General features: G+C 36.4%; 16 protein-coding genes, 1 tRNA gene and 1 pseudogene. 14 read left to right on the top strand and 4 right to left on the bottom strand.

Annotated elements, in window-relative coordinates; translation table 11 throughout:
* The first annotated feature begins 1 nt into the window (after nucleotide 1).
* The 6 genes and pseudogenes from H3T57_RS04150 (at nucleotide 2) to H3T57_RS04125 (ending at nucleotide 6,125) form a co-directional block, all read left to right on the top strand.
* Nucleotides 2-832: a hypothetical protein gene (locus tag H3T57_RS04150; RefSeq protein WP_198193283.1), complete on the top strand. Its 831-nt coding sequence runs from the start codon at nucleotides 2-4 to the stop codon at nucleotides 830-832.
* Nucleotides 833-2,006: 1,174 nt separating this feature from the next.
* Complete coding sequence (locus H3T57_RS04145; RefSeq protein WP_198193282.1) at nucleotides 2,007-2,525, top strand: hypothetical protein; 519 nt, start codon at nucleotides 2,007-2,009, stop codon at nucleotides 2,523-2,525.
* Nucleotides 2,526-3,229: 704 nt separating this feature from the next.
* Nucleotides 3,230-4,432 (top strand): DNA (cytosine-5-)-methyltransferase, encoded by a 1,203-nt coding sequence (gene dcm, locus H3T57_RS04140; RefSeq protein ID WP_198193281.1) that lies wholly within the window; start codon nucleotides 3,230-3,232, stop codon nucleotides 4,430-4,432.
* Between the two features lie 58 nt (nucleotides 4,433-4,490).
* Entirely contained in the window at nucleotides 4,491-4,904 is a 414-nt protein-coding gene (locus H3T57_RS04135; RefSeq protein ID WP_232342134.1) for a very short patch repair endonuclease, read from the top strand.
* A pseudogene (locus H3T57_RS09070) lies at nucleotides 4,905-5,378 on the top strand (EcoRII N-terminal effector-binding domain-containing protein); the annotation flags it as partial.
* 69 nt (nucleotides 5,379-5,447) lie between these two features.
* Complete coding sequence (locus tag H3T57_RS04125; protein ID WP_232347534.1) at nucleotides 5,448-6,125, top strand: type II restriction endonuclease; 678 nt, start codon at nucleotides 5,448-5,450, stop codon at nucleotides 6,123-6,125.
* A 174-nt stretch (nucleotides 6,126-6,299) separates the two neighbouring features.
* Here the strand turns inward: H3T57_RS04125 and H3T57_RS04120 are convergent, their stop codons facing one another.
* A complete protein-coding gene (locus tag H3T57_RS04120; protein ID WP_198193278.1) occupies nucleotides 6,300-7,565 on the bottom strand; it encodes a Y-family DNA polymerase in 1,266 nt (421 codons plus the stop codon).
* 28 nt (nucleotides 7,566-7,593) lie between these two features.
* Nucleotides 7,594-8,043, bottom strand: a complete 450-nt coding sequence (locus H3T57_RS04115) for a LexA family transcriptional regulator (RefSeq protein ID WP_232349722.1) — start codon at nucleotides 8,041-8,043, stop codon at nucleotides 7,594-7,596.
* 523 nt (nucleotides 8,044-8,566) lie between these two features.
* On the opposite strand from H3T57_RS04115, the gene H3T57_RS04110 reads away from it, so the two are divergent.
* On the top strand, nucleotides 8,567-8,722 hold the full coding sequence (locus H3T57_RS04110; RefSeq protein WP_198193277.1) for a hypothetical protein: 156 nt from the start codon (nucleotides 8,567-8,569) through the stop codon (nucleotides 8,720-8,722).
* A gap of 738 nt (nucleotides 8,723-9,460) precedes the next feature.
* Here the strand turns inward: H3T57_RS04110 and H3T57_RS04105 are convergent.
* Nucleotides 9,461-10,090: a restriction endonuclease gene (locus tag H3T57_RS04105; protein ID WP_198193276.1), complete on the bottom strand. Its 630-nt coding sequence runs from the start codon at nucleotides 10,088-10,090 to the stop codon at nucleotides 9,461-9,463.
* Nucleotides 10,091-10,873: 783 nt separating this feature from the next.
* Nucleotides 10,874-10,960 (bottom strand) — tRNA-Leu (locus tag H3T57_RS04100).
* Between the two features lie 127 nt (nucleotides 10,961-11,087).
* On the opposite strand from H3T57_RS04100, the gene H3T57_RS04095 reads away from it, so the two are divergent.
* The 7 genes from H3T57_RS04095 to H3T57_RS04065 all read left to right on the top strand — a co-directional run bounded on the left by H3T57_RS04095 (nucleotide 11,088) and on the right by H3T57_RS04065 (nucleotide 25,022).
* Nucleotides 11,088-12,050, top strand: a complete 963-nt coding sequence (locus tag H3T57_RS04095) for a complex I NDUFA9 subunit family protein (protein WP_198193275.1) — start codon at nucleotides 11,088-11,090, stop codon at nucleotides 12,048-12,050.
* A 100-nt stretch (nucleotides 12,051-12,150) separates the two neighbouring features.
* Nucleotides 12,151-13,584, top strand: coding sequence for an NAD(P)-dependent oxidoreductase (locus H3T57_RS04090; RefSeq protein WP_110438885.1), 1,434 nt, complete (start codon nucleotides 12,151-12,153; stop codon nucleotides 13,582-13,584).
* Between the two features lie 47 nt (nucleotides 13,585-13,631).
* The gene (gene gltB, locus H3T57_RS04085; RefSeq protein WP_198184902.1) at nucleotides 13,632-18,152 is read left to right on the top strand and encodes a glutamate synthase large subunit; all 4,521 of its coding nucleotides are present in this window, start codon (nucleotides 13,632-13,634) and stop codon (nucleotides 18,150-18,152) included.
* A 265-nt stretch (nucleotides 18,153-18,417) separates the two neighbouring features.
* Nucleotides 18,418-21,057 (top strand): cation:proton antiporter, encoded by a 2,640-nt coding sequence (locus tag H3T57_RS04080; RefSeq protein ID WP_155565315.1) that lies wholly within the window; start codon nucleotides 18,418-18,420, stop codon nucleotides 21,055-21,057.
* 48 nt (nucleotides 21,058-21,105) lie between these two features.
* On the top strand, nucleotides 21,106-21,570 hold the full coding sequence (locus tag H3T57_RS04075) for a (2Fe-2S)-binding protein (protein ID WP_110438888.1): 465 nt from the start codon (nucleotides 21,106-21,108) through the stop codon (nucleotides 21,568-21,570).
* Nucleotides 21,560-23,740, top strand: coding sequence for a xanthine dehydrogenase family protein molybdopterin-binding subunit (locus H3T57_RS04070; RefSeq protein WP_198193274.1), 2,181 nt, complete (start codon nucleotides 21,560-21,562; stop codon nucleotides 23,738-23,740). Before H3T57_RS04075 ends, H3T57_RS04070 begins: the two co-directional genes overlap by 11 nt.
* Nucleotides 23,741-23,765: 25 nt before the next feature.
* Nucleotides 23,766-25,022, top strand: a complete 1,257-nt coding sequence (locus H3T57_RS04065) for a cytochrome c (RefSeq protein ID WP_198193273.1) — start codon at nucleotides 23,766-23,768, stop codon at nucleotides 25,020-25,022.
* Nucleotides 25,023-25,040 lie beyond the last annotated feature (18 nt).

Genomic DNA, 25,040 nt, shown 5'->3' with positions numbered 1-25,040 from the left:
AATGAAAGATATTATAATAGCGGGTCGTGAACTGTCACAATTTCCAATAAAAATAAATGGAACATCAACAATTGACAAGAATAGTGATGGAACATGGACATTTAAATCAACAGATACGAACAGTAATGCTTATGGATATTATAATGTTCCCGCGATATTTGGTGAAACGGTTAGTCTTACAGTAACGGCAGTATCCTTGGAAGAAGCTGATGATAATCAAAAATATCCTTCGATTGCCGTACGTTGGATATCAGCTAACGGAGTATGGAAACAATCATCAGAAAATTATGTAAATTCAACAATGGTTGGAGTATATACGGCTGAGTTGACCATCAATGAACCTGTTGATCCAGGTGATATCATTCAAGTTTCATTTGGTCATTTCCGTCCGTCCATGGCATCTGGAAAATTTTTTGATGCACAAGTTAATATATCAAATAGTAGGTATCCAGTTGTAAGAAAAATGTTTGCCTCGACATTGACAATCGAAGCGAGTAAAGCCGGTGAATTGCCCGATTTTTCTTATAAAACCCAATTCCAACAGTTAAATTTGAATATGATAAAATGGGATGATAACAGCACCTTAATATTGCAGGATGATCAGCTGAAAGTGGCAAATGCAGAAAATAATCTTTGGTACGTTAATCCGAAAATATTGATGTCCTTACCAGAACTTAGTGATTATTTTACAGTCAATGTTTTTCATGGAATGTATGATTGGACCGGTGGAAGTTTTAAGTTGACTTTTGCAGATACAAAAACTGGAAAATTAATTGATTTTAAAACCGATGCCACAAAAAAATTGGTAATACAATATGAAATAAATATATGATGGTGCACTTGATTATTAATCAAAATGGATAAAGGATGCATTGGAGATTATTTATAGGAGTAATATATAATGCATCTTGTTAAAGAAATTTTTCAAAATTTTCATAAATATAGAATTTTACCGCATTATAATTGTGGTGCTCTTGGAGGGTAATAATTATTCAGAATTATGTCAAAGCAGCATCCAAGGGTTAAACTTGGACCAGCGGCAGTTTAAATATTATATGTAGCTTGAATATTTTTATTTATTACGTATTAAAAATAATATTAGTTCAAGAAACTAATATTGATGGATAAATTCGTTTTATTGTTATAAAATATCACGTAATGTTGTAATGACATTCAATGTTATTTACTGTCAGTAAAATTATACCTATCCAAATTATTAATTTAATTCATTTTTAAATAAAGATGTGGATTTATGGTACATTCTGCAGTTTCAGTTGAGAATGAATTTTTCTGTCTCGCAAAAGATGAAGATAAGTCAATTACAAATATGAAATTTCAGAAATTGCCTTACATTGCACATAATTGGAGTTTAGCTTTACTAAATCAACCTTTAATTTCTTCACGTGTATGGGTAACATTTTGTAAGTTTCCTTTTAGAATTTTATCAGAAAAAGGAGCGTCATTATTTGATTGTATATTGATGTTGTATTTTGAAATAATGGTTTGCAAAAGTTTGTTTATGGTGCCTCTTTTTTTGGTCTTCATTTAAATCAGATTTGAAAATCTTGTTAATTTATCCTGTTAGGAACTGATTATTCCGTAAAAGTTGCCGCCTTGCATCAAGCTTATGTTTGGTTTTTAAAATAGATGAAGAAATTTCTTTTCTTTTGGTCAAGGTAAAATTCTTTATTCAAATATGGCCTTTCATGCCAGCTATGTGATTGTCAGGATTTGGCGAAAAACTCTTGATGTGTCAAGAAAACGGTTTAAAGGAAAGCAAACCTAAATTATTGAATAAAGTCTTAAACTTTTATATGAATAAATTAGGTTATGAAAAAAATGAATTAGCCAAAGTAATACAATGCAATATCGACGACCTAGATCAATTGATAAGGTTGAATTCATATAATTAAAATTATTATTTTACAACAGTAAAACTTCAGTTACCCACCCATTGCGGTGGGTTTTTTATTATCCATTTCCCATTCTAAAAAGGAAAAACCAGCATGACCAAAACGATAGGTGGAATTTATCTTAATCATTTGAAACATGAGGTGATAACACCAGCCCTGAACTATATAAATCTTGGTGGACAGAGGGCGATCAATCAGGTAACGGGAACTTTTCTGGTTGAGGGATATGCATGCAACTATACATATCTCAGGCAGCTGGGAAAGGGGCCGGCGTTGGGGCCATGTCAGATGGAGCCCGTGACCTATCATGATATATGGGACAATTATCTCAACAATGCGAGAAGGCAACCGCTAAGAAGTCTTTTAATGCATATCGCGGGTGATTTTAACCTGGACAACAGGGGGATACCGAAACCCGAGACATTGACAGGAAACCTTTTCTTTGCCGCGGCCATGTGCCGCGTTTTCTATATCCGGATCAGGGAGATACTGCCAGATTCCAGGAATGCAACGGCAATGGCCCAGTATCACAAGAAGTATTACAATACGGCGTTGGGAAAGGCGGATTGGCAAAAGAATATCGACCGTTTCCAGCAGGCCATTGATTGTTAGGATTTATATGTTTTATTCTTCAAAATAATAAGCATTTATAGGCTATTAAAATATTTTTAAAATAAAAAAAACAAGCTTTTTCATTTCTGGGTATAATGTGGGGTATAAATAAAATAAAAATATAAAATTTATTTTATTTATCAATTTGTTATTTGTTTAATTCGTCGGACACCTTCTCCGCCATTCAATAAATTATTCTCTATAAATTACATTTCCCAAAAATATTAAGTTTTTTTTGTAACTTTATGATGTTTTAATATTATGAAAAAATTATCAGTTAATAAAAAAGAAATTTATATCTTTTGTTTTATTTTGTTACAATTCTTTAGGTTAGTGAGTTTTTTTATTATTATTGCTTCAATTTCAAATAAAGTATCATCTAAAAAAATTTACAAACCATTTTTGTTGATCCATCTAAAACTATCTAATTCATTAATTTGTTTTTCTATCTTTATTTTATTTGTCAACCTTGTCATATTAATGGGTGGTTTTTAAGGATTATTAAAAAAAACAAATAAATTTTTTAAATTTACAATATATTATCAATGTTCTGCTTAGTATAAGACTTGGTGATGTTATCATGGTTATTGATGTTATTTTTGCGGTAGTCAGGGTTTTGCAGGAAAGTTATTGACGCTTTTATTTTTGAATATTTTATGACATAATGTCAATATTATTTCCAATTAAAATAATGTTGGATTAAAATGTTACGTACAGAATTCGCACAATTACGAGAACAGGCTGGGATTTCCATTAAAGATTTGGCTAATGAGGCAGGTTTTACACAAAGAACATTATATAGATGGGAAAAGGGTGAAGCCGTTCCGCGTAAGGCTGTTATGACATTATTACAAAACAAGATAGCCATTGCGGGAAATGGGCAATGCAAATTCAGGTTCATTGATCTGTTTGCGGGCATAGGGGGGTTGAGACGTGGATTTGACCGGATTGGCGGTCAATGTGTGTTTACAAGCGAATGGAATATGTATTCGCAAAAAACCTATAGGGCCAATTACGCATGCAATCATGAAATTGCGGGTGATATAACCAAAATAAGTGAGCGGGATATACCTGATCACGATATCCTGCTGGCGGGTTTTCCATGTCAGCCATTTTCAATTGCCGGCGTGTCAAAAAAAATATCCCTTGGATTGAAGCACGGGTTTGCATGTGAGACACAGGGCAACCTGTTTTTCGATGTCGCGCGTATTATCAGATATCATCGTCCAAGGTGTTTCCTGTTGGAGAATGTGAAAAATCTTGTCAGTCATGACAGGGGAAGAACCTTTTCAATCATTCGCAATGTGTTGGAACATGAGCTTGGGTATTGCCTGCACTGGCGTATCATTGATGGAAAAGGGTTTGTTCCCCAGCATCGTGAGCGTATTTTTATCGTCGGGTTTCTGGATAAAAACGATTTCAGTTTTGACACATTATCCTTGCCCGATCCGTTGTCAGGGCCCCGCCTCTCGGCAATCCTGCACCCTGAAAACGGTAGTGAAAAACCGGAAAGCCACTATACCGTGGGAAAAAAAGCCTCTGTTTCCGAAAAATACACGTTATCCGACAAATTATGGAAATATCTGCAAAACTATGCTGACAAGCATAAAAAGGCGGGAAACGGTTTTGGTTTTGGACTGTGCGATCATGACAGTGTGGCCAGAACATTGTCGGCACGCTATTACAAGGACGGATCTGAAATCCTTGTCTCACAGGGATGCGATAAAAACCCGAGACGGTTGACCCCGAGAGAATGTGCGCGGCTGATGGGGTTTGACAGGCCTGGGCAGTCAGATTTTAAAATTCCCGTTTCGGATACCCAGGCATACAGGCAATTCGGAAATGCGGTCGTGGTTCCTGTTGTTGAGGCTGTTGCCAGTCATATACTTCCCCATTTGCTGGATTGATGGGTGTTTCATTATTAAAATGATCGATATTGTTGATCAGAAAACCAGAAGTAGAATAATGTCGTGTATTCGTTGTAAAAATACAGCTCCTGAAATGTTTATACGCAGAATATTGCATTCACGAGGTTATCGTTACAGGTTGCATGATCATAAACTGCCCGGCAAGCCAGATATGGTTTTTCGAAAATATAATGCTGTAATTTTTATTCATGGCTGTTTTTGGCATGGGCATGACTGCCATTTGTTTAGGATGCCTTCATCAAGAGTGGAATTCTGGAAAAATAAGATAGAGACAAATAAGAAAAGGGATATGAATGCTATTTGTAATCTTAGGGAACTTGGTTGGAGGTCGATGATTATATGGGAGTGTGCCATTAAGGGGAAAAAAAAGGTTTCTGTAGAAGACCTGGTGTCTATTACCGATTACTGGTTTCGTAAATGTAATGATAATATGCAAGTTAGAGGAAAGTAAATGGCCTCATTAAATGAGCTTTCTTATTGGCTGAATGAACAGAGAAGAATGGATAGGGTCTGGTATGTAAAACGTCTTTCAGCCAATGATACTTTGGCATCAGGATCTCATCAGGCTGGTCCTTACATGCCTAAAAAGCTGCTTATGGATCTTTTTCCATCATTGCAATATAGTGGTAAAAAAAATCCAAGGGTTACATTTGAACTGTGACTTGACAGTTGTCATGATATCAGGGATGTAACGGCAATATGGTATAATAACAAATGGCATGATGGTGGAACTCGAGATGAAGTGCGTATAACAAACTGGGGAGGTCAGCATTCGGCTTTGCTTGAACCTGAAAATACGGGTTCTTTGGTTATTTTTTCTTTTCAAAGACAACAGGGACGGGATGTTTCTCTTTGTAATGTGTGGGTGTGTGATCATGTAACAGAGGAAGATTTGATTGAAAATCTTATAGGAGTTATTATTCCCGGGAAACATATTATTCGATCCTGGGATAGGAATTGCTTTGAAGAAAAGAACAAAAACAATTCTTGTTGCTTGTCACCAGAGAATATACCAGAAGATTGGAGAAATAACTTTCCGACAACTATAGATATTTTTAAAAAAGTAATTGAGTTAATACCTGATATTGGTGATACTATCGATGAGCGTCTTATTAGACGTAGAAATTGTGAATTTGAGCTTTTTAGAAATATTGAAAAAAATATAGAGTTTTCTTTTATTCAGCAGGGATTTAGTACGATTGACGCATTTCTTGAAACAGCAAAAAAAATTTTGCAAAGAAGAAAAGCACGGTCAGGTCGTTCGTTAGAGCTTCATCTCAGAGAGATTTTTTTAGAAGAGAAATTAAAGGAAGGGTTAAATTTTTCATATCAACCAGAGACGGAAAATGGTAAAAGACCAGATTTTGTTTTTCCATGTGAAAATGCCTATAAAAATCAACATTTTTTATCAAAACAATTGAGAATGCTGGCTGTTAAAACAACATGTAAGGATAGATGGAGACAAATATTAAATGAAGCGGATCGTATCCCAGTTAAACATTTGTTCACATTGCAAGAAGGGGTTTCGGTAAATCAGTTTCAGGAAATGTGTGAATCAAATGTTAGATTGGTGGTGCCAAAACCTTTAATAAATAAATATCCTTTGGAAATTCAAGGACATCTTCAAACCCTAGAATCTTTTGTGGGAGATGTGCGTTTATTGTCCAATTAATATAGATGCGAAAATTTATCGTGATAGTTTTCTGGTAAACTTATATCTTTTAAAGATAACTTATCAAAAGCGGGTGTAATTTATATATTGTGATTGCCATCTTCTCCGTTATTTAATAAATTTTTCAAGATAGAATAATAATTATTCTCAGAATCAATTTACTCAATAAGAATTTTAAATTCGTAATTTCAATATTTCATCCCATCGTGTTGTATAGCGTTGGCTCAACTGTTCCCGTTTAAGGTGCCATCTTGCCTTTTTTCTCTGTCCACCTATAAGAATTGTATGGGATCCCATTTGTTGATTAATCCTGTCGATCACTTGCATAAGACTATTATTGCGCTTGATTGATTGGTCATTTTGGGTATGGGTGAAAAAATCGAGCTGTCTTTGATTTTTATGGATGATATCCAAAAGCATTATGCCTGCTTTATGATAATGGTATTCAGCCCTGAAAATATTACGAAGCCCTTTTTGAGCAGCCCTGATGATTTCTCGGCTATCATCTGTAGGATATGGCATGGATATGGCAAAGGAAGGGTTGTATTGTAACGATTGATCGTGAAAACGGTTGGTTCTTAAAAAAACCAGAACAGCATGGGTAATGGAATGCTGTTTTCTTAATTTTTCGGTAGCTCGGCAAGTATGCAAGCGAATGGCTTCCTCAATATCAAACAGGTTGTTGGTACTTTGACCAAAACTTCGAGAAGCGACTATATTTTTTTTTGGTGTATGAAAATCTGTCAGTTCAATACAGGAAATTCCTCTTAATTCCAGAACAGTACGTTCCAAAACAACTGAAAAATGCTGTTGCATAAATTTGGGGCTGCAATTTTTTAATTGCCAGGCATTTTCAATACCCATTGCGATCAGTTTGGCATTTAAGTGACGACCGATGCCCCATATTTCAGAAATTGGTAAATTTTCAAGAATATGTCTAAAATCAGAAGCATGAATATCTAAACAGAAAATACCTTCATGTTTTTTATCTTTTTTAGCGATATGGTTGGCTATTTTTGCAAGAGTTTTGGTGGTTGACAGACCAATGGAAACAGGGATTCCAGTGTTTTTTTTAATGATTTTTTGAACATGGCGACAATAATTATTGGTTTTCTGATCCCCATTTAAATGAATAAATGCTTCGTCAATAGAATAAGGCTCAACATGATAAAAATAATTCTGAACAGTTTCAAAGACACGTTGGCTCATATCACCATAAAGTTCGTAATTGGAACTTAATAAAGTGATTTTCTCTTGTAAATCCAAAGGAATTTTAAATGCCGGCATTCCCATGGGGATGAAAGGTTTAAGCTCGTTAGAGCGGGCAACAACACATCCATCGTTATTTGAAAGAATACCAACCGGACGATTTTCCAATTTTGGATTAAAAACACGTTCACATGAAACGTAAAAATTATTACAGTCAATTAGTCCAATCATTATTTTATTTATTATGGTAGAACAGTTTTTAACGATTGCGGTTTCTGAAAGAATGGATTGTATGAATGACCACTCCCCAGATCATGGTTTCTTTGTCCTTGATTTCTATAGGGGGGTAATTAGGATTGCCAGATTTCAAATAAGGGATATTGTTTTTAATTGCCAAAGCTTTACAGGTTAACTCTCCATCAACAGAAGCAATGACAATATCACCCTGACGGGGATCTAGCGATCGGTCAACTATCAAAAGATCATGATCGAAAATACCGTAATCAATCATGGAATCCCCAGAAACCCGTATGTAATAAGTTGCAGAAGGATGATCAACCAAATGTTCTGTGAGTTCCAGTTTCCCTTCAAGATAGTCATCTGCAGGAGAGGGGAAACCCGCTTTCACCAGCATTTCAATGTGAGGTAAAAAATATCTGCATGTGTCAGGATGGACAGGGTGAATAGAAACCATTTCTGTCTCAACCATAATTTGATCTCCATAAATAATTTTTTGGCCGACTATAAAAGTTAATTTTCTATTAATCAATGAAAGAATAAAAATTTTTATAGTTCTTTGAATGACTTATTTGGTTGTGTTATCAAGTTTGAGATATGGGATCATTTAGGGTAAACGAATTAATTATTTAATTAGTCGGAATAAATTTTAAAGTCCGAAAAATTGCAATCTAGATATTGGGTAATTATGACCGATATAAATCGTTAAAGTAATGAATATGTTATTTATACCATGAATTATATATAAATCATATGGTTATCTTTTGAGGTTGGAGTATATTCAGTAATTTATTTTAGTTTTTATTAGGTTAAATTATGAAATTTAGATTTATACAGACAATTTTTATGGGTATATAATTATAATCTTGTTATATCGCTTATATATGTTGCGGGTTCTTAAATGAAACCTATCATCGATATGACGAAATCATTATCAAAAAGGAATTATAACATATTGACAGCTCCTTCCATTGAGGTATCTCAATGGAAAATCAATGACCAAATATCAAGTTTTAGATGGATCAATTGTAAAGTGTTCATTAATCAGGTTTGTTTCAGATAGTCAATCTATGTTTACATTGGGACAGCAAATATTACAGCTTGGTGGTGATATGGAAAATTCTCATTGGTGCGAATATACACGATATTAATGGATATTATGGGAAATTAGTAATTTTGCCTGATTAATTTACGACACCAAAAATTATGGAGCATCAAATAATTAGGTCATTCTTCCGCTTCTTATTTTTTCACTGCATCATGTATGTTGGGTGAATTTAAAAGATGATATAAATTATCATTATGTTTGTGTAGTAGCCAATCACTGGAAAAAATTTATATTATCATATTTTTAACTAAAAGTAATAATGTTGAAACAAATGGTAATAAAGATGGTAAATAATCCTAATATTAGTAAATTGAAAATGAAGAAATTTTTTCTTTGAAGATGCGGTAAAACATTACTAAATATAATGTTTAGAATTATAGCCACCCTACGGGGTGGTTTTTTTATTAATGTATTTATATATTTAAAAAATCAATTATTTATTTTATTATATATATTTAATGAATTAGTTTAAATATTAAAATAATATTTTTTAAATGCAAAAAAAATTATTAATTTTTAAAATTGAAAACTAATATGTAATGATATATAATAAATATGTTTTAAAAAGCCGAAAAATAGAATGAGAACAATAAGGTGCTTAAACAAGTTTCCAATTCTATTTTCCGGAAGCGAAATGTATTATATGGAATGATATGAAGATATTCAATACTTATTATTAAAAAATTAACTGTTTTTTTATATTTTAATTATAAAATTATTAAAAAGCATTGAAATTCAAATAAAAATTGAACTAATAAATTTTTGTTGATTTGTATAAAAATCAAATTGATTTTGATTTTGTTTTCAGCGACAGTTTTTTGGCAAATTGTTGCAATAATTCGTGATGCAACAAGGCAACTTGAACTGAACTTGCCAATTGTCGGGCGGAAACAGTATAAGAAGCATTGGAAACAACGGCGGCATAATCAGCGTGATAAAATTCTTTTGCTGATAAAACTTCTTGCACTGCTTTGTTGCCAACCGGTTTGGTATACAATTTGCATTGTAAAATTAATGTCTTGTTGTTTTTATAGGCAATAACATCGGCTCCCTGATCGCCACTAGCGTTTGTTACCTTAGCATCCCACCCAATCTGTTGCAGTAAATTTGCACAAAATGCTTCATATTCCAGAGGTTTTAGATAATTGACGTTATTAACATTTTGTTTTTTTTCTAAATTTGTTTGTTCAACAATTATATGAATATGTTTGACTAGTTGTTTTTTGATTGATGGTAACAAATCAACAAGATTTTTTTTTGTCAGACGCGGATGAATTCTAGTCTTAATAAATCGTTGTATTTCTTTGAACCATCTATCTTCGATAATGGAGCCATAATCATCTTTATAACAAAGTTGTTCTCTTTTAAGTGTTAATATTTTCCGATGACGTTTTATTTCATTGATTGCCAATTTCATAGCTCTTTTTTTACGGTAAAAGCTTGTAAATTTCAGGAATGAATTTCTAAGTGTAAATTTCTTGCGGATAGTAAAGATAGTTATAAAAACAATAATAAATATGAATATCCGTTGATATGGATATGTAAATATTAAATTTTTAAAATTATATAAAATAAAAAAAGTTGTATTATTTGTATAAGAATTTTTTTCCTCTGAAATAATTTTCAAAGCTGTATTGAACATCGATGTTGTTCCTTGTAAGGAAAGTTCGATAGTTTGATTGGGAAATGTAATGTATGCGTTTTTTTTTGTAATAATTTCTTTTACAAATATATTGCTTTGGTCCGTATTCAATGAGGTTTCATATATGAATGGATGTGTATTTTGCTTTTTTTTTAAATAGTAAGAGTGATGATCGGTTTTGAAAATAATTGAGGGTTGCTTATTAAATTGATTATCGAATTGAATAAGGGCTAGCTTGATCAATATGGGTTGATTGGTTTTTAAATTGATAAAAAAATTAAATTTTTTTTCTTTTTTTTTAATAATTATTTGATTGTTGGTTACAGATTCTATTTGCCAATTATTGGTTGCAGCTTGTGATGCAAAAGGATAGAAAAGATAAAAACTGAAAAATAATAAGTTAAAAGCAAATTTAGGTAGCATAAACAAATGAATAGGGGTTTCGTGAGATATTTTTTTAATAATTTATGAGAAAATTGACAAAGATTTATATTATTTTATACAATTCAATAGTGCCAAATATCATTTTACATGATTAGTTTATCATTTTTATGGTGCCCAAAAGAAGACTCGAACTTCCACAGCCTTGCGGCTACAGGTACCTGAAACCTGCGCGTCTACCAATTCCGCCATTTGGGCTCTTAAATATATTGATACTTCTTACTGATGTTCTTATAGTTGGTCAATGGAATTTTTGATTTTTTTAATTTTTCAAATGAGAATAAACACTATTCGATAAATTTGATTATGAAGCTGGGAAAGTTTGATGCGTAAAATAGCAACGATTATTGGTGGTGATGGATTAATTGAAAATTACCTTGTTGAGCGGTTGGTTAAGCAGGGATATGTGATAAGATTGGCAGTACCTTTTCCTGCACATACGAGAGAACAGAAAATATTTGGTAATGTTGGACAGGTTACCCCATTGTTTTGTTCATTTGATCAAGAAAATACTATTGTTCGATCCATTGAAGGTGCAAGTGTCGTTATTAATCTGGCAGAAGCTTTTGTTGGAAAAAGCAAGGGTAATCTTGAAAAAATAAATGTAAAAATCGCTGAAAAAATAGCAAAAATCGCAAGTGCAGCAGGTGTCAAAAATTTATTGCATTTTTCTGCTTTGGGTGCTGATTCCACAAGTCCTTCCTCATATCTGGTCAGCAAGAAAAAGGGGGAGGAAACTGTATTGAAAACATATCCTTCTTCAACGATTGTAAGGGTTGGAATCAGTTTTGGTCCAGAAGATCAGTTTTTGAATAAGTTAGGATTTCTATCAACTTTTTTCCCTATTATGCCAGTTTATAATGTTAATACACGTTTACAACCTGTCTATGTAGGGGACATTGCTGATGCTGTTATTAAGATTGTTGAAAGTGAAGAAAATAATGGGGAAATTTACGAGTTGGCGGGTCCTGAAATACTTACTAATCGTGAGTTGATTTCCAAGGTTTTAAAAATAGTTCATCGAAAAAATGATGTAAGCGGGTTATGTCCAGGTTTTATAAAATTAATGGCTTGTTTCCTGGAATATATGCCAGGTTCCTTAATGACCGCACGATTGGTTAATTTAATGAAATATGATTCTGTTGCTGGTCACAAGGGTAAAAATTTTGAATTTCTAGGTATTGTTCCATCTTCAATTGAAATGATCGCTCCCGCTTATCTATATTGTTACAGGCCTGCTTGCGACTTTGAAGAATTAAAAAAATTACAAAAAGAAGCCTATATTTGAAAAAAAGTTATGAAAGGTCAGTAGTACTGTCTTTTTATTAAAAACGGAATAGGATAGAAAGTTTAGGTGTAATCTGCCTTAAATATTAAGGAATTTAATTATGCCTAACCTAATGCTTAAATTTGTTAATTTAGATCAGCAGCAGCCTGAAAAACGTAATGCTGTTGAACGCAAACATGATTTTAACGAGATTTATCGACGCTTTTCAGAGGAACAAGCCAGAATTCAGGCCAGTCGCTGTTCACAATGTGGTATTCCATTTTGTACAACGAAATGCCCATTATCAAATTATATTCCTGACTGGTTGAAACTTACGGCTGAAAATCGTTTGGCAGAAGCTTATGCACTTTCAACTGCAACCAACAGTTTTCCTGAAATCTGTGGGCGCATCTGTCCACAAGATCGTTTGTGTGAAGGAAGTTGCGTAATTGAGGCGGATTACAAAAGTGTTACGATTGGAGCGGTGGAAGCATTTATAACCGATCATGCATTTGATCAGAATTGGGTCACACCTATTATGCCTTTGGAAGAACTATCGCAATCTGTGGGAATTATTGGTGCCGGACCTTGCGGTTTGGCTGCAGCGGTCGTTTTACGAAAAAAAGGATATCAAGTCCATGTATATGATCGCTATGATCGGGCTGGTGGTTTAATGGCTTATGGTATACCTACCTTTAAACTTGAAAAAAATATTGTAACTCGTCGTCAGGAATGGTTAGAGAAATCAAATGTGATTTTCCATTTCAATACAAGTGTCTCAGATAAAACAGCTGAGCATTCCATTGCTTTTGAGGATCTAAGAAATAAACATGATGCGGTATTGATTTCAACGGGAGTTTATAAAAAGAAAGAAGTAAGCCTTTTTGGTTCAAATCTTAATGGAATTGTGCAGGCACTGGATTATCTGATTGATTCTCAAACGCAAAATAACGATAAAAATGAAATGAATGCAAAGGGTAAAAGAGTTGTCGTTATTGGCGGTGGTGATACTGCCATGGATTGCCTAAGAACTGCAATTCGTCAGGGGGCGACCTCGGTTCAATGTTTGTATCGTCGAGATAGGGCAAATATGCCTGGCTCCATGCGAGAGGTAAAAAATGCAGAAGAAGAAGGTGTGGAATTCATTTGGCAGGCAGCTCCAGACGCTTTTGTAGGTGAAGAAAAAGTGGAGGCAATTCGCGCATTAAGAACCGAATTGGGTTTGCCAGATGCTGGTGGTAGACAAAAAATCAGAATTATACCTAACAGTCATTTCACCCTGCAAGCGGATATGGTTATCAAAGCACTTGGATTTGATCCTGAACCATTGACCACCCTGTGGGATAACGACCAATTGGATACAAATGAATCTGGTACCATAAAATTGAATCATCATAGTCGTATGACTTCTTTACCTGGCGTTTTTGCAGGCGGCGATATTGTACGCGGGGCAAGTCTTGTTGTATGGGCTGTCAAGGATGGGCAGGATGTGGCGGAAAAAATTGCCCATTGGCTTGAGCAACAAAATAATAAACAGAATGTTTCTGCTGCTTGAAAACAGATATCCAGAATTGAATGGATTCATTACGGTAGGTTAAGAAAATGAATAATTATTCCTTTGTTGAACAAAGAAAAAAGAATGAAGCGATCCTAAAAGATGTTTATTCCACCGAACAAGAACATGATGCTTGTGGTGTAGGATTTGTTGTGGCTCTTGATGGTCAAAAACGCCGAGATGTGGTTGAGGCCGGTTTGGCAGCTTTAAAAGCCTTATGGCATCGTGGCGCTGTTGATGCTGATGGGAAAACAGGAGATGGTGCCGGTATTCATGTTGAAATACCACAGGATTTTTTCTTGCAATCCATTCGTAGTGGTCATCATGCGGTAAAACAGGGGCAGCTGGCTGTGGGAATGATCTTTCTTCCTAAAAATGATTTGGCAAGTCAGGAGCGCTGTCGACAAATTATCGAAACCGAAATTATGGGGTTTGGCTATTCAATTTATGGTTGGCGTCAGGTGCCAATTGATACGAACTGTATCGGTGAAAAAGCGAATGCCACACGTCCTGATATTGAACAGATTCTTGTCATCAATACACATCATCATTCAGAGGATGTTTTTGAACGCAATCTTTATATTATTCGACGGAAAATAGAGAAAAAGGCTGTTGAAAGTCATGTTGATCTTTATATTTGTTCAATGTCCTGCCGTTCGATAATTTATAAGGGCATGTTTTTGGCGGAAAATCTGTCCGATTTTTATCCGGATCTGTTGGATGAACGATTTGTCAGCCGTTTTGTGATTTACCATCAACGTTATTCAACCAATACCTTTCCGACATGGAAACTTGCGCAGCCGTTTAGACGCATTGCCCACAATGGTGAGATAAATACATTATCAGGTAATATAAACTGGATGAAAAGTCACGAAACAAGACTTTCCCATCCGGATTTGGATGCCTATATGACAGATTTGAAACCGGTCATTCAATTCAATGGATCTGATACCGCGGCGTTGGACAATGTATTTGAGCTATTAACCTTTGCGGGTAGGGATGCCCCTACGGTAAAGGCCTTGATGATTCCACCGGCCCTGGGATTGCTGCAGGATATTACCCAGGATGTGAAAGATATGTACAGCTATTCCAACGCGGTAATGGAACCTTGGGATGGACCTGCCGCTTTATGTGGAACTGATGGTAAATGGATTATTGCCGGATTGGATAGAAACGGGTTACGTCCTTTACGTTATACGATAACAGCTAATGATTTGATGATTTTGGGATCAGAAACAGGAATGGTGCATATTCCTGAAGACCAAATTCTTGAAAAAGGCAGATTAGGACCAGGAGAAACAATAGGTTTTGATATGGATAATTGTCTTTTTTATCGCCCTGAAGATATAACACAGCTTCTAGTTAAACGTCATAATTATAGTGATTGGATTACGAATACACAGCAGATTACTTCCATAGTAAAAGATCAGGATAATGAGCCTGTCTTATTCGCAGAGGATGAATTACGTAAAAGACAGCTTGCTGTTGGAATGAGTATTGAAGACCTTGAAACAGTATTGCAGCCTATGGTTGAAAATTCTGCGGAAGCGATCGGTTCAATGGGCGATGATACGCCCTTGGCGGTACTTAGTGAGCATTATAGAGGATTATCGCATTATTTCCGTCAACGTTTCAGCCAGGTTACCAATCCACCGATTGATAGTCTACGAGAAACCCAAGTTATGACGTTGAGCACTCGTTTGGGAAATTTGGGTAATATCTTGGATCAGTCTTCCGAACAGTGTCAGTTATTACGTCTAAGCAGTCCGGTTTTGACGAGCAGTGAATTTATAGCATTGAAACAATATTGCGGTAAAACCGGGTGCAGTATTGATTGTAACTATAAGGTCAATGATGGTGAAAAAGGGCTTCGTCAAGCATTGGCAAGAATTTGCAGTGAAGCTGAAGAAGCTGTTCGATGTGGGTGTACACATATATTCCTTAGTGATGACAAGCAAGATAGGGATTATGCCAATATTCCAATGATTTTGGCAACGGCTGCCGTACATACTCATCTTGTTCGTCAATCCCTGAGAACCTTCACTTCTGTTAACGTGCAGGCGGCAGATTGTCTTGATGTGCACTCTATTGCGGTCTTAATCGGGGTTGGAGCTACGACAGTCAATGCTTATCTTGCTCAGGAATGTATAGCGGATCGTCATAAAAAAGGGCTTTTTGGAAATATTACATTAAGACAGGCTGTTCAAAACTATTGTAAAGCCGTAGATAAAGGCTTGTTGAAAATTATGTCCAAGATGGGAATTTCTGTGGTTTCTTCTTATCGAGGTGGATATAATTTTGAAGCGATTGGCCTGTCCCGGGCATTGGTTGCTGAATTTTTTCCGGGAATGTCTTCCAGAATTTCAGGGATAGGTTTATCAGGAATTGCACAAAATATAAAAAAGTCCCATCAATTAGCCTGGGATCCCAATGTGAAATTGTTGCCGATCGGTGGGTTTTACAAATGGCGTCAACAAGGTGAGAAACATGCTTTAAGCAGTTCTGTCATTAAACTGATTCAGCAGGCTGTGGAAAAAGACAGTTGGCCATTGTACCAACAATATGTCCATGAAATTCACAGACAACCTCCAATGGCTCTAAGGGATTTATTCGATTTTCAATCGACAAACAAACCGGTCCCTGTTGAATCGGTTGAGAATATTACAAAATTGAGAAAAAGATTGATTTCCCCCGGAATTTCTCTCGGTGCGTTAAGCCCCGAAGCACATGAAACTCTTGCGATTGCCATGAACCGGATTGGAGCCCGTTCAGATTCCGGGGAGGGAGGAGAAGACGCGGTTCGGTACAAACCCCGTGAAAATGGGGATAATGCATCGTCGGCAATTAAACAGGTTGCATCTGGAAGATTTGGGGTAACCGCTGAGTATTTGAATAATTGTCGTGAAATTGAAATCAAGATTGCCCAAGGTGCAAAACCGGGTGAGGGTGGACAATTACCAGGATTTAAGGTTACGGAATTAATTGGTCGTCTTAGACATGCCGTCCCAGGAGTTACTTTAATTTCTCCGCCTCCTCATCATGATATATATTCGATCGAAGATTTGGCGCAACTTATTTATGACCTCAAACAAATTAATCCAGAGGCAACTGTGGGTGTTAAGCTGGTTGCGGCTTCAGGAATTGGAACAATTGCTGCCGGTGTAGCTAAAGCCAAGGCTGATACAATATTGATTTCAGGTCATAATGGCGGAACGGGTGCCTCTCCATTGACTTCCATTAAATATGGTGGAATTCCTTGGGAAATGGGGTTGGCGGAAGCGCATCAGGTGTTGATGTTAAATGGTTTGCGTGACCGGGTGGTTTTACGTGTTGATGGTGGTATCAAGACTGGTCGGGATGTTGTTATTGCTGCCATGCTAGGAGCGGAGGAATTCGGTATTGGTACACTCAGTCTTATAGCAATGGGTTGTATCATGGTTCGTCAATGTCATTCCAATACCTGCCCCGTTGGGGTTTGTACCCAGGATGAAAAATTGCGTGCAAACTTTGTTCAGGATGGGGCTGAACGTGTGATCAATCTGTTTTCTTTCATTGCTGAAGATGTAAGAAACATTCTCGCCACACTTGGATTTACATCTTTGACAGACATAATCGGGCGAACAGATCTGTTACGTCAGGTTTTACGTGGTGCATCTTATCTGGATGATTTGGATCTGAATCCATTATTGGCACGAGTGGATCCGGGGATGCATGCTGGTTATTGTGTTCGTGAAGGGCGTAATGAGGTGCCTGAAACATTGGATGCACAAATGATTGTTGATGCTCAGCCATTATTCGAACATGGTGAAAAAATGCAATTGCGATATAATGTTTATAATACATATCGAGCAATTGGAACAAAAATTTCATCAATGATAACCCGTCGGTTTGGTATGAAAGGATTGGCGCCGGATCATCTGACTGTTCGTCTTAATGGATCAGCAGGCCAATCGTTGGGTGCGTTTGCAGTTCAGGGTTTAAAACTTGAGGTTTTTGGGGATTCCAATGATTATGTCGGGAAAGGGTTGTCAGGAGCCACCATTATTGTGCGTCCTGTACCAGAAACAAAACTTGTTTCAAATCATAATGTGATTGTTGGCAATACAGTCTTATATGGAGCAACGGCCGGATATCTGTTTGCGGCCGGAAAGGCAGGTGAGCGTTTTGCGGTTCGCAATTCGGGTGCCACGGCTGTGGTTGAGGGATGCGGTGCCAACGGATGTGAATATATGACTGGGGGAACAGTGATCATTCTGGGTGAAATAGGTCCTAATTTCGGGGCCGGTTTCACAGGTGGAATGGCCTTTGTCTACGATCCCCACCAACAGTTTGAACGTCGTGTCAATGCGTCAACTTTGCGATGGCAGCGTGTGATTGATAAAAAATGGGAAGACAGGGTAAAAAACCTTATTGAAAAGCATATTGAAGAAACAAAAAGCCGATATGCTGCGCATCTTTTACATGAATGGCAGAATACAATAAAACATTTCTGGCATATTGTTCCCACAGAATATGCTCGAGTTATAAATTTTGAATTTAATGAAGATATTTTAAAAGAAACTGCATAATTTAGAACGGTATTACATCAAATTATGGATGGGCAATAGGATCAATTTCATAAAAATTTATCCTATTTTCAAAGATTTTATCATTTTATTTTAATGAAAATATGTTAATTATAATGCAGTAAAGCTTTCATAACGGTCTAAGATGAATTCTATATTTTTTTACGAGGAATTTTTTTAGTTATATTGACTTAAGTTGATATCCCATCCGTATTAGGCTTGATATATAAAATAATTCTAATTTTGTTTATAGCGGAGAGACATCAATATGCCAGTTACAGGCCTGGCCACTGTTTTATTAGCGACAGCTATATTATTGGTCATTGTAAGCGCCGTTCAGCCATTGGCAAAACGGCTGGAATTATCTGAAACTGTAATACTGGCTATTGTTGGGGTTGTTCTTGGTGGAACAGCTGATTTGATTTTACACAGCTCCCACATACATGTTTTTGATACAGCCGCTGAAATATTACTTGATTTTCCAATAAACAGCGAAGGTTTTTTGTTAATATTTCTGCCCATATTGGTTTTTCAGGCGGCATTGGCTATTGATGTGCGTCGTTTGGCCCATGAAATCGGCACGGTTCTTTTATTGGCCATTGTTGCGGTCATTGTCTCTACTGCCACTATAGGTCTGGCCTTATATCCCTTTTCGGGAATGCCTCTGACAGTTTGTCTGCTGGTTGGAGCGATCGTTGCAACGACGGATCCCTCTGCTGTTGCTGGCATATTCAGAGAAATTGGGGCGGCAACTCGTCTTACCCGTTTGGTTGAAGGCGAAGCTTTATTGAATGATGCTGCAGCAATTTCCATTTTTTCGACTTTGGTTGCCGCTATTATTGCGCATAAAGAGGTACATTTATTTAGTTCAGCTCTAGCAATTTTTCTTTCTTTTGTCGGGGCATTGATTGCAGGATTTTTCTTTGCACGTTGCGCTTTGTGGATGATTGTAAGTTTGGGTTCAAATACAGGTCGATCTGCGGAAATTACTTTAACGGTTGCCTTACCATATATTTCCTATATTGTCTGTGATGACTTGTTGCACTGTTCCGGTGTTGTGGCAGCGGCAGCGGCAGGATTGACCTTATCCGCTTATGGTCCCTCGACATTTAGGCCTCAAACATGGCGATTTTTGAATGAGTTATGGCAACAAATAATATTTTGGGCAGGATCGCTATTATTTGTGTTGGCTTCTATGCTTGTTCCCCGTTTATTGATTGGTATGACAAAATGGGATTTTATTCTTATTTTATTGGCGACAATTGCCGGGTTGCTGGCACGCGCAATGGTTATTTTTGGGATGTTGCCTTTACTTGCAGCTACAAAACTTTCGCCTCCAGTGCCGACGCCATTTAAAGCGACAATGGTATGGGGTGGATTAAGAGGTGCCATTACACTGGCCCTTGCATTGGCGGTAACGGAAAATGAATTGATACCAACACCGATTTCCCAGTTTGTAGGTATTGTTGCAACGGGTTTTGTATTGTTTACCTTGTTGGTTAACGGAACAACGTTAAGAGCGGTGGTAATTTATTTTCGGCTAAATGAACTTACACCCATTGACCAGGCTGTGCGCCACCAGATCCTAGGAATTGGATTGGGTAATGTTAAGGACAAGGCTCGTCGCGTGGCAAATGAATTTGGATTTTCAAATGTCATTACCAATTATACGCTTGAAGAGATTGACCGTCGTATTAATGAGGAAAGAGAAGCAAATAGTTTTGATACAATGTTGACTGATCGTCAACGTATTTCACTGGCTTTGATTACAATAGCTGCACAAGAGCGGTCAATTTTACTGGATCTTTTCCGTATGCAAGGTTTGCCACGAAGAGTGATGGAAACTCTTTTGCGCTCAGCGGAAGCTACGCTGGATGGTGCATGGACCGAGGGAAGGTATGGATACGTAAAAGCGATGCAGAAAAGATTGCATCCTCCTTTTCGATTTCGTGTTGCGCAATATATACATCGAAAATTGCATATCGATCGTCCCTTGATGTACTGCATGATGGAACGGTTTGAAATATTGCTGGTATCCCGATTTGTATCGATTTCCTTAACACGTTTTATGAAAAGGCGTATAGAGCCGACATTGGGTGTGCGAATTGCCGAAATTGTTTCAGAAGTTCTGGATAGGCAAAATCGTATGTTGGATGATGCGTTGGAAATTATGCGCATTCATTACCAGGGATATATTGAAGCTCTTGAATCAAGGTTTTTGAAATTGGTCACTCTCAGATTGGAAAGTGATGAATATAACAGTCTTTGGGCTGAATCCCTGGTTAGTGATGAGCTTTATTCCGAACTGGAAAAAAATGTTGAAAAGCGTTTTGAACGTTATAATCGTCGCCTAAAATTCAATCTCAAAAGTGGATTGGAAGAGCGCGTGAAGGAATTGCCATGTTTACGCGGTGTGCCACAGGCTGTTTTATATGATATAAGTATGTCTATGTCGGTCTATTTTGTATTTCCGAGTGAAAAAATCCTTCATCGTAAACAGAAGGTTAAAAATGTCTATTTTGTCAGTAGCGGATTATTTGAAACACATTCTGCAAGTAAAAGTCTAACATATGGGATTGGTGATATTCTTGGTGCATCAGAACTTATTGCGGGTAAAAGAATTTATGCAAATTATCGTGCATTGAGGTTTGGATATTTATTGGTGATGCCAGCCGATGTATTTAAACGGTTAATTCAAGATTATCCGATTGTGGCCTATAATCTTTCAAAAATTGACGAGGCAAAAGATCGCCCCAATTCCCAGGATGACGATTTCATGATGTTGGGATATACACGACGTATAGCCAATAAGGAAAAACAGTTGATGTTGGGGTATGAGTCCAAGGAAATCAATAATTTAAAAAATGAGGGTAACATTGAAAATAATGATAAACAAAATAAAAACTGATAATTTATTCTTTTTGAATTAAAAATAGAACAGCAATCAGAACCAGATATGATTTCCATCACAGTTAATAAAAAGAAAATAGAACTGGATGTTCCATTAGATATGCCATTACTTTGGGTTTTGCGGGATATTGTTGGATTAACGGGTACGAAATATGGATGTGGTATTGGTTTATGCGGATCATGCACCGTTCATCTAGATGGTAAAGCTGTAAGATCTTGCTCCATTCCTGTTGGTGATATCGGGAATAGGGAGATAGTTACTATCGAGGGGGTTGGGGAAGACTCAATATTTCAAAAATTATTGGCGGCCTGGAAAGAGACGGAACCAACGCAGTGTGGTTATTGTCAACCTGGTCAGATCATGACGGCTTTAGCCTTGTTAAAAGAAAATGATAAACCTGATAAAAACGAGATTATAGAAGCTATGACAGGTCATATCTGTCGATGTGGAACATATCAACGTATTTATAAAGCTATTCAAATTGCTGCAGGTATAATGGATGAAGCATAAAAAAATTTCCCGTCGTGTTTTTTTGGGAAAAACGGGTGCTTTGCTTTTTGGGTTTATGTTACCGGTAGGGGGCAATGCACAAAATGATCAGTTAGAGAAAGATTCAGATTTTTCCGAGCGAAAAAACAAAAAACAACAATATTTAAATGCTTTCATAAAAATAAAAGCAAATAATGAAATCACTTTTTTCATACCCGATATTGAAATAGGGCAAGGGATTTTAACGGCTGCCTCAATGATTTTGGCCGAGGAATTGGATGTTGATTTAAAATCGGTTTCAATTGAAACCAAAATGATTGAAAATGAACAAATAAAAAATATGAAACCAAATGAGGATTTAAATCTGACCTATGGTTCATGTTCTGTTGCGAAAGATTGGTTCCCTCTCAGACAGGGTGCGGCCGAATTACGAATGATGCTTTTACAAACAGCAGCTGCGGAATTGAATATAGATAAAGGACGATGTCATACTGAAAATGGATATGTTATTTGCCCTGATAATCAAACATTCTCGTACGGAATGTTAATTTCAAAAATTATGACACTTGATATTCCAGAATCTGTTCAATTTAAAAATAGATTAGATTATAAAATTATTGGCAAACCACAACCAAGGATTGATACGAATAAAAAAATTAAAGGTCAGTCTGTTTATGGTATGGATATTAAACTTTCCGGGATGAAAACGGGTTATATTATCAGCTCTCCTATTGAAGGGGATCAAATCCATCAAATTGATGATAGACAGGCCAAAAATGTTCCTGGAATTCAGGATATTTTAAAAAATGAAAAGTCAATATGTATTATTGCTGATAATTTTTGGCGTGCCCTGAAAGCGGCTGAACGTCTTGTAATAAAATGGCAGGGTGATGAAAATATTCAACTGAATACATCAATGATTTATGAGAATTTAAAAAAGGGTATATCAAAACCTTCCACTATGCTTTTTCATAATAAAACTGCTTCAGTATCAGTTGAAATGGAAAATGAAAAAAAACTGTTTCAATGGGATTTTTTTCAGCCTATGCTTTTGCATGCGGCATTGGAACCTATAAATTGCACAATATATTTTCACGACAATCAATGTGAGTTATGGATAGGTTCCCAAGCCCCATCAATGTTAAAGGAGCATATTGCTGAAAAATTTCATCTTTGTAAAGAAAATGTAATTCTTCATTATAATGAAATTGGCGGTAGCTTTGGTCGTAGATTGGATCAAAAATACATTCTTGATGCAGCTGAATTTGCACGACAGGTGTCATATCCGGTAAATTTTATATGGTCAAGGGAAGCCGACTTTCAAAATGATGCGTTACGTCCTCCATATTATGACCAGTTAAAGATAGGCGTAAATAACAAATTGGCGATTACCTCTGTTCATCATAAAATGATGACTTTTATTGACGATACAGACAAGAGGAATCCATCCAGTCCGAATTACCTTTTGGGGTTGGATACAATGCCTTATCATATTCATGACTATAAGTTTGAATATTCTGTATGTGATGCTCCAAAATTGAATTTCGGATCTGGACAGGGTAGAGAGGCAACTCGTAATGTTTTTGTATTGGAAAACATGATTAACAATCTGGCATTATATACACGTATGGATCCGATCGAATACCGTAAAACTTTGGGTCTTGATGATCGTGCAAAAGCAGTTGTTGATTTGTTATTGCAAAATGTCGAATGGAATAAATCTCAATCTGGAGACATTCGGCAAGGTTTCGCCATGGCACATGTATTTGGCAGTTATATCGCTCTAATTATAGAAGCTGAAATTACAACCAGTTCAGTCATTCTTATACATCGTGCTGATGTGGCGGTTGATTGTGGTTTTATTGTAAATCCAGAACAAGTTTGTGCGCAAATTGAGGGTTCAGTTGTTTTTGGATTAAGTGACGCCTTGTATGGCGAAGTGCAAATAGAAAACGGACAAATTAAACAGCGGAATTATAATCAATATCGAGTATTGAGAATGAATGATATGCCTAATGTCAAGGTTCATATGGTTAACAGTAATGAATCTCCATCAGGGGTAGGTGAATTGGGAACAATAGTGGCAGCACCAGCACTGGGCCATGCCTTGGGATTGATTCAGGGTAAATTTTTTCATTCATTGCCTTTGGCGAAGCAGGTATTTCGCATAAATAAGAATTTTCATGATTAAATTCATCAATTCCTTAATTTTTTTTATGAAAAATTATCGTTTATTCATAATTTTATGTATCAATTTTTCCAGCTCATCATTTGGCATATTGATCGGTCGGGCAGCTGATGTGAAGAATGACCAAATGGATAAAGGAGAGTATCTTTTTCACGCATCAGGTTGTGAAAGTTGTCATACAGCTGATTATGGACCAAGACTGGCAGGGGGAAAACCTTTTTATATATCCAAACAGGGAACTGTTTATTCTTCAAATATTACCTCAGATGTGAAAACAGGAATTCAGAGTTATACAGATGATGAATTTATAAGTGCATTACAAAAAGGAATTGGTCATAAAGGAAAATATTTGTATCCCATAATGCCCTATACTGCCTATCGTGCCATGAGTCGTGATGAAATATTGGCAATCAGACGTTATCTTGAAAAACAACCTGCAATTGAAAATAAAGTTCCTGATAAAGAAATGGCTTTTCCCTACAATATGCGGTGGGCCATTCGTTTTTGGCAGATCATAAATTATACGGGCAAGCATTTTGAGTATAACAATCAGAAATCACAATCATGGAACCGGGGAAAATTTTTGACTGAAGGACCAGGTCATTGTTCATATTGTCATACTCCTGAAAATTGGTCCAATGGTCGCTTTGTTGTAAAAGATTATGCAGGGGGCGGTCATAGGGGATGGACAGCATATAATATTACCGCTGATGAGGATACGGGAATTGGTTCATGGAGTGACACTGATTTGGAAAAATATTTATCCCGGGGATATGTTTCAGGTCATGGAGCTGCATCCGGTCCCATGGCAGATGTTATAAATACGCAACTATCTTATTTAACACCCCAAGACATTCATGCAATTGTAATTTATCTACGTTCTTTACGTCCCATGGAAAAGCAACAAGGGGCAGCCAAGATATCTGTTGAAGAATTGGAGGTTACTGAACAAAGTCATAGTCATGGAAGCCATCTTTATTCTTCTGTTTGTTCAAATTGCCATCTGGAAAATGGTCAAGGAAGACAAGGGGAATATGAAAGCCTTTGGGGTTCGAGAACAGCAACGATAACGGGTGGTAATAACCTTGTTAAGGTTATTTTAAAAGGATCAAACCTTAAAGATCCTAAGCTGGGTAATTATATGATGCCTTCTTTCAAGGATATTTTCAATGATCAGGATATTGCAGATATTGCCAATTATGTTATTTCCCGTTTCGGAGGAAGAAACGGGCATGTAACCGCTGAACAGGTTGGAAAAGAAAGGGCACTGTTAAATAAAGAATAAATAGTGTAAATTAAAATA

This window comes from Commensalibacter sp. W6292M3 (genome assembly GCF_016101315.1).
GTDB classification, from domain to species: Bacteria; Pseudomonadota; Alphaproteobacteria; order Acetobacterales; family Acetobacteraceae; genus Commensalibacter; species Commensalibacter melissae.
The sequence above is the reverse complement of the archived record's forward strand: the minus strand, read 5'-3'. Positions and strand labels throughout refer to the sequence as shown.